Raw genomic sequence first — 12,318 nt, forward strand, 5'->3', positions numbered from 1 at the left:
ATGGCGGCGTTTCTTTGCGGACTGCCACCATGGTTGATTCTTACGACGACTCCCTCGATGGGGAGAAAAGCAAATCCCAGGTCAAACGTGAGCTGCATGCTCTGGTTGACCTCGGCGAGCGCCTTACAACGCTCAAAAAAGACTTGATTGCCAAATTGCCACTGACCGACGAAATGCGCCGGGCGCTTGCGGATGCGCCCAAGCACACCTCGAATATCGCGCGCAAACGGCATATCTCGTTTATCGGCAAGCTGATGCGCGATCAGGACATTGACGCCATTCTCACCTTGCTCGATCAAACCGATGCCTCCACTCGCCAGTACAACGAACGCTTCCATAACCTGGAGCGTTGGCGTGACCGCCTGATCACGGGCGATGACGCGGTGCTGGAGAAGTTCGTGCTGGACTACCCGGACGCGGACCGCCAACAACTGCGCTCCCTGATCCGTCAGGCCCAGCACGAGCTGGCGCATAACAAGGCGCCGGCCACCAGCCGTAAAATCTTCAAGTACATCCGTGAGCTGGACGAGACTCAACGCGGCCTGCGCTGATCCTCTTCCTCGGGTGGCGGCCTCGCCACCCGAAGCTCCCGTGCTTACGAGCCCGTGCCCCCCACGGTGATCGCATCAATCTTCAGCGTTGGCTGGCCGACACCCACCGGCACCGACTGCCCATCTTTACCGCACGTACCCACGCCGCTGTCCAGGGACAGATCGTTACCCACCATGGACACCTTGCTCATGGCTTCCGGCCCGTTGCCGATCAACGTGGCGCCTTTGACCGGTGCGGTGATTTTGCCGTCCTCGATCAAATACGCCTCGCTGGTGGAAAACACGAACTTACCGCTGGTGATATCCACCTGGCCGCCGCCAAGGTTGGCGCAGTAGATGCCGCGTTTGACCGAGGCGATGATCTCCGCCGGGTCGCTTTCGCCTGCGAGCATGTAGGTGTTGGTCATGCGCGGCATCGGCAGGTGCGCATAGGATTCGCGCCGACCGTTACCGGTGCGCGCCACACCCATCAGACGCGCGTTGAGCTTGTCCTGCATATAGCCCTTGAGCACGCCGTTTTCGATCAGGGTGGTGCACTCCGTGGGGGTGCCTTCGTCGTCCACGCTCAGCGAACCACGGCGACCGGCGAGGGTACCGTCGTCGACGATGGTGCACAGTGTGGACGCCACGCGCTCGCCCATGCGCCCGCTGTAGGCCGAGCTGCCCTTGCGGTTGAAGTCGCCTTCCAGGCCGTGGCCCACCGCTTCGTGAAGCAACACCCCGGACCAACCCGACCCCAGCACTACGGGCAACGTGCCCGCTGGCGCCGGAATGGCTTCCAGATTCACCAATGCCTGACGCAGTGCTTCACGGGCATAGCCCATGGCACGATCCTCACTGAGGAAATAACGGTAATCGGTTCGCCCGCCACCGCCATGGCCGCCGCGCTCGCGACGGCCGTTCTGCTCGACGATCACGCTGACGTTGAAGCGCACCAGCGGCCGCACATCCGCCGCCAGGCTGCCATCGGTAGACGCCACCAAGATGCGCTCCCACACACCGGCCATGCTGACGCTGACCTGCTGGATACGCGGGTCGAGGGCGCGAGTGGCGGCGTCGACACGCTTGAGCAGCTCGACCTTCTCGGCACGGCTGATCACTTCCAAAGGGTTATCCGGTGCGTATAGCTGGGCTACGTCCTGAGTGCTGAACGCCTGCACCGTGCCATGCTGGCCGGCGCGGGAAATCGAGCGCGCCGCGCGAGCCGCCAGACCCAGGGCTTCCAGAGTAATGGCGTTGCTGTAGGCAAAGCCGGTTTTTTCACCGGACTGCGCACGCACGCCCACGCCTTGGTCAAGGTTGAAACTGCCTTCCTTGACGATGCCGTCTTCCAGGGACCAGGACTCGGAAATCTGCCCCTGGAAATACAGGTCGGCCGCGTCGATGCCCGGCCCGGCCAGATCACCCAGCACCGTCTGCAAGTTTTCGATGGTCACGCCACCGGGTGCCAGGAGGTGTTCACTGACTGAGGACAACAACTCGCTCATAGATTTGGCCTTAAATTCATCGTTCCGAAGCAGGCCGCTGTGCGCCCTGCGAGAAAAAGCGCCGGTGGTTGACCACCGGCATGCGCGCCCGAATCGACGCTTGTTCACTGCTGTCGCGAGCGGCTAACAGCACCGCTTCGCCTTGATCCTGTTGTGCCAGCACCCGTCCCCACGGGTCGACAATCGCCGCGTGGCCGTAGGTTTCCCGTGGCCCCGGATGCATACCGCCCTGAGCCGCCGCGAGCAGGTAGCATTGGGTCTCGATGGCCCGTGCCCTAATCAGCACATCCCAATGCGCAGCGCCGGTCACTGCGGTAAACGCCGACGGCGCGGTAATCAGTTCGGCCCCCGCTGCACGCAATTCGCTGTACAGCTCCGGGAAGCGCAGGTCATAACACACCGACAAGCCCAAGCGCCCCACCGGCGTGTCCGCCACCACCACGTTGCTCCCAAAAGCATAGTCGTCGGACTCGCGATAGCGACCTCGCGCATCGGCAACGTCCACATCGAACAGATGCAGCTTGTCGTAACGGGCAACGATTTCGCCATGGTCATCGATCAACAGCGAGCAGGCGTTGGACTTGGCCTGCGGTTGGCCCTCCGGCGGCAACGGCAACGTACCGGCCACTATCCATAAGGTGAGGTCGCGGGCGGCTTGTTTCAACCATGGCAGGATCGGGCCTTCGCCCAGTGCCTCGGCGCGACCGATGTCCGCCACATCGCGACGGCCCATGGCAGCGAAGTTTTCCGGCAAAACCGCCAGTTTCGCCCCGCCCGCCGCCGCTTGCTCAAGCAGGCGCCGAGCCTGCGCCAGGTTGGCCAGCACGTCGCTCTGGCTGACCATTTGAATTACCGCAAAGGACATGGGGCCTACTCCGCAATGGACATGCACCAGGAAGATAGAGCCCCATGCTACCGCGCAGGGACTCAGTTTGGTTTTTCGAATGGCTTGTCAAAGGTGATTTTGGGGTCCTTCCAGGGCCCTTCCACCTTGTATTGCACGCTGGCGAAACGTGACACGCGGTCGCCGATCAGCTTGTCGATCAGGAACAGGGCACCGCCCACCGCTGGCGCACCGACAATCAATGCGGCAATCGGAAGGTTATTGGTGACCGGTAACGTCACCAGCAGCTTCGCGTCGACGCGATCGGCCACCAGGTCCAGCGTGCCGTTGAGTTCCAGGTTGCTCGACGGCCCAGTCAGGGTGATCGGCTCACGGGTGACGAATACCCCATTGCTGGCCGCCAGCAGGCCTTTGACGCGGTCATAGCTCAACCCCTTGCCGAGCAGGTCGGAGAAGTCCAGACGCAGTCGACGGCCGATGGAGTTGAAGTTGAGCAGGCCAAACACTCGCAGGGCCTGGGCTCCGCCCTCCACTTCGACGAACTGGCCTTTGCGGAAGGTCGCGTCCAGACTGCCGGAGAAACGCTTCGGCCCCACCCAGGCCGGCGAACCCGGCCAGCGACCGTCCACATCCAGATGGAAGTCCTCGCTGGTCACGGTTGGTGCAAAGCCCCAGCCCTTGAGCACATCGGCGATGTTTTTGCCGTCCAAGCGGCCTTTATACCAACTGCTGCTATCGCCCGACGCCCCTTCCCAACCACCGGCCCCCTTGAGCTGCATGCCCTTGAGGCCCAGATCCAGATTGTTGAAGGCCAAGCCTTTGGCGGTAGGCCGGATCTTCAGCGACCAGGCCCCTATCAGGTCAGGCCCCTGGAACAACTGATCGATGCTGATATCCAGCGCCGGAATATCCTTGGGATCGATGCTCGCCAACGGGTCCGGCGCATTTTCATCCGCCTGGACGGTCGGATCCACGGCCGGCAGTTTTACGTACTGCAGGTCGACCACAATCGGCGCGCCCTTGGCGTCCGGCAGGCTCACGCGGCCCTTGGCCTGCTGGCTGTCGAGCTGCATGGCCCAGGCTGCGGGTTTGCGGTCCAATTGCAAACTGACCTGATCGAACTGGGTGCCCAGGCCGGTGAGCTTGCCGATTTTGAAATCGACACTGCTCAGTAGTTGCTTGGCGCTGCCGCCTGGATCGTTGCCGGCGTACTGATTGACCAGTTTTTTCCAAGGGTCGATATCCAGCTCCGAGAGCACGCCACGAATTCGTAAACCCTTGCCACCCGGCAGCACCGCGTCACCGTCACCAAGGAACAGCTCACCGCGGCCCTCACTGAACTTGTCCGGCGGCGCGGCGAAGGTGAAGTTCGCCAGCTCGCCGTAGTCGAACCAGTAACGCCGCTCGGCGCCCTGTAAGGTCATGCGGAATGTGCTGTCACGCCCCTGACTGGCCGGCATGCCGAACGGTGCCGGCAAGTCCACCGCCACCCCTTTGAGGTTGGAACTGACCATCAGTTGGCTGTCGGCTCCATCCAGATTGAGTTGCAACTGGTAGGGGATATCGCCGGACACGGGCAACGGCTGAGTGATTTTCAACCAGTCGGTCAGCCGCTTGACCGTGACCTGGCCCTTGGCAACCACGCGGGTGCTGATATTGCCCGGTTTGCCATCGGCGAAGATCTGCGCGGTGACCGGCCGCTCAAACGCCTGGGCGGAGATGTTCTGACCACTGAGCCCCTTGGCGCTGTCGAAACGGAAATCGCCCTTGAGCTGCGTCAGGTCCAGGGATGGCTCGGCCAACTGCAGGCGTGCCTTGTCGGTCTGGAAATCCACCACGATCTTGGGCTCGGTGCCTTTGGCCAGGGGGATGTCCAGGTCGAGCTTACCTTGCAGATCGCCCTCGCCCTTCCAGCCGGCGAATGTCGACGCCGTGCCGATCGGCGCCTCTTGCAGTATTTTCAAACCGTCGCCCAGGCCGCCGGCGAAATTGCCGGTGAGCAGCAGGTGGCTGTCTTTGCCCGCCGGAGCGTGAGGAATGCTGACGTAGATGTCCTTGACTTGAGTGTCGAGCAACTGGCCCTTGCTGGCCAGAATGCGCACGCCGCTCTCCTCGACGAACACCTCGCCATCGACCTTGCTCACATGAGGCCAGCCCGGCTGGAAGGCCAGCTCCGCATCATGCACTTTGAAAAACAGGCTGATATTGCGCGCCGCCCGCACCGCATCGTGGTTCAGCGAGCCCTGGTACTGGAAGAAGCCTTCGTCCACCGCCCCCTTGAGAATCGCCGTGCGAAGCCATTCATCCAGGGCCGGGCTCAACACCGCCGGCAGGTATTTGGGGGTAAAGCGTCCATCACCGTCCACCAGGCCGACGCGCAGGTCCATGTAGTCTTCCTGGCTGTGGTCGAAATGCAGGCGGATCAGGAAGTCGGCGGCGATCTTGCCTTCCTCCCCCAGCACCTTGATGTAAGGCGCAATCAGGGTGAAACCTTGCTTGTCCAGGGTCCATGTGAGGCGCGCATTGGCCTGAATGTACTGCCAGGGCTTGGCGAAGATCGGGTCCAGGTGCAGGGAAAAATCCTTGCTGTCCATGCGTAGCTCGCCATGGCCCAGGTTCCCGCTGATGCTGCCGGATACATTGCGCGCGGCCGGCGCGCCGAAATAGGCATCGAAACCCACGCGTTCGAGGTTGGCGGCGAAACTGACTTTTTCATCGGTGCTGTCCTGGGGGCGGAAGTCCACCAGCACATTACGCAGCAAGCCCGTCGCCTTGAGATGCTCGACGGTTTTGGCGAAACCCTCCGGCAGCGGCGCCAGCGCGTTGAGCAACGGGGTAATGGGGGTCAGGTCCAGCCGATCGGCCTGCAGTTTCCAGACTTCCTGGTCCTTATCGGTGGCCAAGGTCTGCTGCAATTGCAGGCGCGATTCCCAGCGGGTTTCCCCCAGGCTCATCGCCAGCGAATCGAACAGTACTTTGAGGCCTGTCTCGCTGCGTTGCAGATACGCGGTAAGGGCAAGGTTTTCGATATGTACCGGCTTGCGTTCGGCGTAGCTGCCTTTAACCTGAGGCGAATTGAGGCGCGCGACGGCGCTTTGCACGGTGCCGTTGCCCCAGTTCAGCCAGAACTCGCCACCGGCCTTCAATTGCGTGAGTTTCCACTGCTGCGTCAGTCGAGCCGGAATCCACTTGGCCCAGTCGCTCTGAGGCAGGCTCAGGTACGCCTGGATCTCGGCATCCCTCCACTGGCTGGCGCGGATGCGGCTGCGCAGGCTCATGGCCAGCGGTTGGCCGTCGGGCAGGGTCAGGCGCGCGTCGAGGCGCTGGCGGGTCATGCCGGTGTGTATGCTCAAACCGACGTAAGTCAGGGTCAGCGGCGCCTGATCGAACGGCTGCAAGGTTACCTGACTGTCGAGCAGCGACACACGCTTGACCATCTGCATGCGGGTCAACAGTTGCTGCGGGTCGAGGGGCTGATCGTCTTGTAGCGGCAAGCCCTGCAAGGCCCAATGGCCGTCCTTGTCTTCCTTGGCACTCAGTTGCAGCCCGCTGAGCTGCAGGTGGGCGATTCGCACTTCACGGGCGGTCAGGCTGGCCCAGATATCCGGCACCACTTCAACCTGATCCAGGCGCAAGGCACTGCTGCCCTCGCCCACCATCACGTCATGGGCGAGCAGCACGGGCGCGAAGCCGCTCCAGCGGCCTTCAAGGCTGCCGATGTGCATGGACATGCCCAGCGCGGCCTCGGCCTTGGCCTGGACCTCGGCGCGATATTCGGCCACCAGCGGGGTCAATTCACGTCCAAGGCTTACGTACACCGCCGCCAACACCAGCAGCAAGGCGCACAGGCCCAGGCCCCAACGGGTCAAGGCGGCAAAAAAGCGTGTCAGACGCTCCATGTCAGGCGACCCTCAAGGCAGTAGTCGGGCGGCAGGCCAGTGCCGCCGGTCTCATTAAAAAGAAGCGATTGCGGGATCAGAGCAGCACCACGTCGTATTGTTCCTGGGAATACATGGTTTCGACCTGAAAGCGAATCGTGCGACCGATAAACCCCTCAAGTTCGGCGACGTTACCGGACTCTTCATCCAGCAAACGGTCGACCACTTTTTGATTGGCAAGCACTCTATAACCTTCGGCCTGGTAAGCCCGCGCCTCTCGTAAGATTTCCCGGAAAATCTCATAGCAAACCGTTTCAGGGGTTTTCAGCTTTCCACGTCCCTGGCAACTGCTGCACGGTTCGCACAGCACTTGTTCCAGGCTCTCACGGGTGCGCTTGCGGGTCATCTGCACCAAGCCCAGCTCGGTGATGCCGATGATATTGGTCTTGGCGTGATCGCGTTCCAGCTGTTTTTCGAGGGTGCGCAACACCTGGCGCTGATGCTCTTCATCTTCCATGTCGATGAAGTCGATGATGATGATGCCGCCCAGGTTGCGCAGGCGCAGTTGGCGGGCGATAGCCGTGGCCGCTTCGAGGTTGGTCTTGAAAATGGTTTCTTCAAGGTTGCGATGGCCGACGAACGCACCGGTGTTGACGTCGATGGTAGTCATGGCCTCTGCCGGGTCCACCACCAGATAGCCACCGGACTTGAGCGGCACCTTGCGCTCCAAGGCTTTCTGGATTTCGTCCTCGACCCCATACAGGTCGAAAATCGGCCGTTCACCGGGGTAGTGCTCCAGGCGGTCAGCGATTTCCGGCATCAGCTCTGCAACGAATTGCGTGGTGCGCTGGAAGGTTTCCCGCGAGTCGATGCGAATTTTCTCAATTTTTGGGCTGACCAAATCGCGCAGGGTACGCAGGGCCAGGCCCAAGTCTTCATAGATCACGCTGGGCGCGCCGATAGTCTTGATCTGTGCGCCGATCTGGTCCCACAACCGCCGCAGGTAACGGATGTCCATGAGGATCTCGTCAGCGCCGGCCCCTTCGGCGGCAGTGCGCAGGATAAAACCACCTGCTTCTTTGATGCCCTCGGCGGCCACGCAGTCGCTGACCACTTTTTTAAGGCGCTCACGCTCGGCTTCGTCTTCGATCTTCAGGGATATGCCGACATGCGCGGTACGCGGCATATACACCAGGTAGCGCGACGGAATCGACAGTTGCGTGGTCAGGCGTGCGCCTTTGGAGCCGATGGGGTCCTTGGTGACTTGCACCACCAGGCTCTGCCCTTCGTGCACCAGGGCACTGATGCTTTCGACCGCCGGGCCCTCGCGCAGCGAGATCTCCGAGGCATGGATGAACGCGGCACGGTCCAGGCCGATATCGACGAACGCCGCTTGCATCCCCGGCAATACCCGCACGACTTTGCCCTTGTAGATATTGCCTACGATCCCGCGTTTCTGAGTACGCTCGACGTGCACTTCTTGCAGAACACCGTTCTCTACCACCGCCACGCGCGATTCCATCGGCGTGATATTGATCAGAATCTCTTCACTCATGGCTGGGTCTCGTTCAGGCGTTTTCACAATAGTGACCGATCGCTTAAGGCTGGGCGCTGGAGTCAGGCGTTCAGCGCACAGTAAGGTTTTGCCAACAGGGTATGCCGAATTGGGCGAGCAGTTGTGCGGTTTCGCACACCGGCAGGCCAACCACGGCGGAATAGCTGCCGTTGAGCCCGGAGACGAAAATCGATCCAAGCCCTTGAATAGCATAGCCGCCCGCCTTGTCCTGGGGCTCGCCACTGCGCCAATAGGCGGTCGCCTCCTCCACGCTAATTGCGCGAAAACGTACCAGGCTGCTGACACATAGCGTTTCACAACGCTGGCCGTCAGTCAGGGCAATCGCGGTCAGAACCTCATGCTCACGCCCTGCCAAGGCCATCAACATGGCCAAAGCGTCGGCCTGATCCACCGGCTTGCCGAGGATCAGGCCGTCCACGATCACAGCGGTATCGGCGCCCAATACACAGGCCGCCGAGGCTTGCCCAAGCGCGGCGAAACCTGCCATGGCCTTGCCGCGCGCGAGACGCTCGACGTAGGCAACAGCGGATTCATTGGCATGGGGAGTTTCATCGATAGCGGCACTGACGACGGTGAAAGGCACACCGATCTGAGTCAGCAGTTCACGCCGCCGGGGAGAGCCGGAGGCCAGATAAAGGGTATTCATTGCAGACTCTCCCTGTAGGGTTCGATAACCAGGCAGAGCCTCGCAATCCGTTCAATTGATCTTGTAGCGACGACGTAACCCGCGCAGACCGAAACTGATCCACGGCCACAGCAAGGCACTGACCAGCGCGGGCAACACCAGCGCCAGGGTTGGTTGACGGTTGCCGGTCAGGGCACTGAGCCACAGCTGCACCAACTGCGCCAGGCCAAAAATCACCAGAATCACCAAGCATTGCTGCCACATCGGAAACATGCGCAGACGCTGCTGCAACGACAACACCAGGAACGTAATCAGGGTCAGGATCAACGCGTTCTGGCCCAGCAAGGTGCCATAGAGCACGTCTTCCGCCAAGCCCAGAAACATGGCGGTGACCATGCCCACTTTATGCGGCAGGTTCAGGGACCAGAACGCCAGCAACAGCGCCAGCCAGAGCGGGCGCAGGATCTCCATGAACTGAGGCAGCGGCGACACGCTGAGCAGCAAACCAATGGCAAAGGTCAACCACACTATCCACACATTTCGCGAATGATGACTGGCCATTATTCCTCCCTCTGCCGCGTGGTAGCTGGAGCCGCAGGGGGCTTGGCGGCCGGCGCGGCGGTTGCGGGCACTTTAGTGGATGCGGGCTTGACCGGATGCGTGCCATGGGCCGCAGGCTTGGCCGGCGTGGCCACGGGGGCAGTCGCTGCCGGGGCTGCTGCTGGAGCCGCGGGGGTTGCCGAAGCGGGCTTGGGCACCGTTGCGGGGACAATCGGCGTGGTGCCGTTCTTTTGATCTTCCGCCTCCTGGGCCTGCGCGGCATCATTGGCGCGCTCTTCAGGGGTGCGGTTATCGCTGAATACCAGCAACAGGTAGCGGCTGCGGTTCAAGGCAGCGGTGGGCACGGCGCGCACAATGGCGAAGGGCTGGCCGGAATCGTGGATCACTTCCTTGACCGTCGCCACCGGGTAACCCGCCGGAAAGCGCTGACCCAGGCCGGAACTGACCAACAGGTCGCCTTCCTTGATGTCGGCGGTATCGGCCACGTGACGCAGCTCCAGGCGCTCGGGGTTGCCGGTGCCGCTGGCAATGGCGCGCAGCCCGTTGCGGTTGACCTGCACAGGGATGCTGTGGGTGGTGTCCGTCAGCAACAGTACCCGCGAGGTGTAGGGCATCAGCTCCACCACCTGGCCCATCAGGCCACGCGCATCCAGCACCGGCTGGCCCAGGACCACGCCGTCGCGCTCACCCTTGTTGATGATGATGCGATGGGTAAAGGGGTTGGGGTCCATGCCGATCAACTCGGCCACTTCGACCTTTTCGTTGACCAGCGCAGAAGAATTGAGCAACTCGCGCAGCCGAACGTTCTGCTCGGTCAGGGCCGCGAGCTTTTGCATGCGCCCCTGCAGCAGCAGGTTTTCAGTCTTGAGTTTTTCGTTCTCGGCGACCAGCTCGGTGCGGCTGCCGAATTGGCTGGCCACGCCTTGGTAGAGACGTTGCGGCAGGTCGGTGATCCAGTAAGTCTGCATCAACACCAGCGACATCTGACTGCGCACCGGCTTAAGCAGTGCGAAGCGCGCATCCACCACCATCAGCGCGACCGAAAGCACGACCAGCACCAATAAGCGCACGCCCAATGAGGGGCCTTTGGCGAAAAGCGGTTTAATAGGCCGCTCCTCCCAGGCAAATATTCTCTTTATTCATACGGCATCAAACCGGCCTGGATGCAGATTGAAGAAGATAAACGCCAACAGGCAGCACTGCAAAGTGCTGCCTGCGGGCGACGCATGGGCAAACCAGCAATGTCTTATTCGCTGGAGAGCAGGTCCATGGTGTGTTTATCCATCATTTCCAGTGCACGACCACCGCCCCGGGCAACGCAGGTCAGCGGGTCTTCGGCAACGATCACCGGCAGGCCGGTTTCCTGGGCCAGCAACTTGTCGAGGTCGCGCAGCAAAGCGCCACCACCCGTCAGGACCAGGCCGCGCTCGGCGATATCGGACGCCAATTCCGGCGGCGATTGCTCTAGGGCGCTTTTCACCGCCTGAACGATGGTAGCCAGGGACTCTTGCAGAGCTTCCAGCACTTCATTGGAGTTCAGGGTGAAGGCGCGAGGAACACCTTCGGCCAGGTTGCGACCGCGAACGTCGACTTCACGCACTTCGCCGCCCGGGTAGGCCGTACCGATTTCCTGCTTGATGCGCTCGGCGGTGGATTCGCCGATCAGGCTGCCGTAGTTACGACGCACATAGGTGATGATCGCTTCGTCGAAACGGTCGCCGCCCACGCGGACGGATTCGGCGTACACCACTCCGTTCAGGGAAATCAGGGCGATTTCGGTAGTACCACCACCGATATCCACCACCATCGAACCGCGCGCTTCCTCAACCGGCAGGCCGGCACCGATGGCGGCAGCCATAGGCTCTTCGATCAGGAACACTTCGCGGGCACCGGCGCCGAGGGCCGATTCACGGATGGCACGACGCTCCACCTGGGTGGACTTGCAAGGCACACAGATCAGCACACGAGGGCTGGGCTGCAAAAAACTGTTTTCGTGAACTTTGTTGATGAAGTACTGCAGCATCTTTTCGCAGACGCTGAAGTCGGCGATCACGCCGTCCTTCATCGGACGAATGGCGGCAATATTGCCGGGTGTCCGGCCGAGCATGCGCTTGGCCTCGGTGCCGACGGCAACGACACTTTTCTGATTACCATGGGTCCGAATGGCCACAACCGATGGCTCATTCAGAACGATACCGCGCTCGCGCACGTAAATAAGGGTGTTGGCAGTGCCCAGGTCAATGGAAAGATCGCTGGAAAACATGCCACGCAGTTTCTTGAACATGGGAAAGGGACCCTAGGCAACGCGTGGGTAAAAAAGTGCGGCAAACTCTAACAACGACAGGGATTTTGGGCAAGGCGCCAATGTGCTAAATTGGCCGACTTTCTGTGCACCAACCCCCACAATCGCGGCCGTAAGACCGTAGAAATGCGGTAGTGTTCCGACAATCTAACACACGGACAGCCTCCGTTCTGTTTTCCACAGGAGATTCCCATGGCGCTTGAACGCTCCGACGTGGAAAAAATCGCTCATCTGGCCTCGCTTGGCCTGAATGAAGCCGATCTTCCACAGACCACCGCAGCCCTGAACAGCATTCTCGGGCTGGTTGACCAAATGCAGGCCGTAAACACCGACGGCATCGAGCCCCTGGCTCACCCGCTGGAAGCCAGCCAGCGCCTGCGCGCAGACGTGGTGACCGAGCGCAATAATCGCGAGGCCTACCAGTCCATCGCGCCAGCGGTCGAAAACGGCCTGTACCTGGTTCCGAAAGTCATCGACTAAAGGGAAAGAGCCTT

The 12,318-nt window shown here is 61.4% G+C and carries 10 protein-coding genes; 2 read left to right on the forward strand and 8 right to left on the reverse strand.

Annotation, left to right across the window (positions count from 1 at the left end; all coding sequences use genetic code 11):
* The first annotated feature begins 29 nt into the window (after positions 1-29).
* Positions 30-551: a ribosome biogenesis factor YjgA gene (gene yjgA, locus FIV35_RS14420; protein ID WP_034095902.1), complete on the forward strand. Its 522-nt coding sequence runs from the start codon at positions 30-32 to the stop codon at positions 549-551.
* Positions 552-595: 44 nt separating this feature from the next.
* Here the strand turns inward: yjgA and tldD are convergent, their stop codons facing one another.
* The 8 genes from tldD to mreB form a co-directional block, all read right to left on the reverse strand.
* Positions 596-2,038, reverse strand: coding sequence for a metalloprotease TldD (tldD, locus tag FIV35_RS14425; protein WP_034136983.1), 1,443 nt, complete (start codon positions 2,036-2,038; stop codon positions 596-598).
* A gap of 16 nt (positions 2,039-2,054) precedes the next feature.
* The gene (locus FIV35_RS14430) at positions 2,055-2,903 is read right to left on the reverse strand and encodes a carbon-nitrogen hydrolase family protein (protein WP_034136982.1); all 849 of its coding nucleotides are present in this window, start codon (positions 2,901-2,903) and stop codon (positions 2,055-2,057) included.
* A 62-nt stretch (positions 2,904-2,965) separates the two neighbouring features.
* Entirely contained in the window at positions 2,966-6,781 is a 3,816-nt protein-coding gene (locus FIV35_RS14435; protein ID WP_034136981.1) for a YhdP family protein, read from the reverse strand.
* 76 nt (positions 6,782-6,857) lie between these two features.
* The gene (gene rng, locus FIV35_RS14440) at positions 6,858-8,315 is read right to left on the reverse strand and encodes a ribonuclease G (RefSeq protein WP_010213134.1); all 1,458 of its coding nucleotides are present in this window, start codon (positions 8,313-8,315) and stop codon (positions 6,858-6,860) included.
* A 70-nt stretch (positions 8,316-8,385) separates the two neighbouring features.
* Positions 8,386-8,982, reverse strand: coding sequence for a Maf family protein (locus tag FIV35_RS14445; protein WP_034136980.1), 597 nt, complete (start codon positions 8,980-8,982; stop codon positions 8,386-8,388).
* Positions 8,983-9,033: 51 nt separating this feature from the next.
* Complete coding sequence (gene mreD, locus FIV35_RS14450) at positions 9,034-9,522, reverse strand: rod shape-determining protein MreD (RefSeq protein WP_034136979.1); 489 nt, start codon at positions 9,520-9,522, stop codon at positions 9,034-9,036.
* Complete coding sequence (gene mreC, locus FIV35_RS14455) at positions 9,522-10,628, reverse strand: rod shape-determining protein MreC (protein WP_080761391.1); 1,107 nt, start codon at positions 10,626-10,628, stop codon at positions 9,522-9,524. Before mreC ends, mreD begins: the two co-directional genes overlap by 1 nt.
* 140 nt (positions 10,629-10,768) lie before the next feature.
* The gene (gene mreB / locus FIV35_RS14460; protein ID WP_002555108.1) at positions 10,769-11,806 is read right to left on the reverse strand and encodes a rod shape-determining protein MreB; all 1,038 of its coding nucleotides are present in this window, start codon (positions 11,804-11,806) and stop codon (positions 10,769-10,771) included.
* Between the two features lie 210 nt (positions 11,807-12,016).
* Between mreB and gatC the strand changes: the two genes are divergently transcribed.
* The gene (gatC, locus tag FIV35_RS14465) at positions 12,017-12,304 is read left to right on the forward strand and encodes an Asp-tRNA(Asn)/Glu-tRNA(Gln) amidotransferase subunit GatC (RefSeq protein ID WP_003171764.1); all 288 of its coding nucleotides are present in this window, start codon (positions 12,017-12,019) and stop codon (positions 12,302-12,304) included.
* Positions 12,305-12,318: the final 14 nt, after the last annotated feature.

It is taken from the genome of Pseudomonas rhodesiae, from assembly GCF_007858255.1.
In the GTDB taxonomy this organism is placed as follows: domain Bacteria; phylum Pseudomonadota; class Gammaproteobacteria; order Pseudomonadales; family Pseudomonadaceae; genus Aquipseudomonas; species Aquipseudomonas rhodesiae.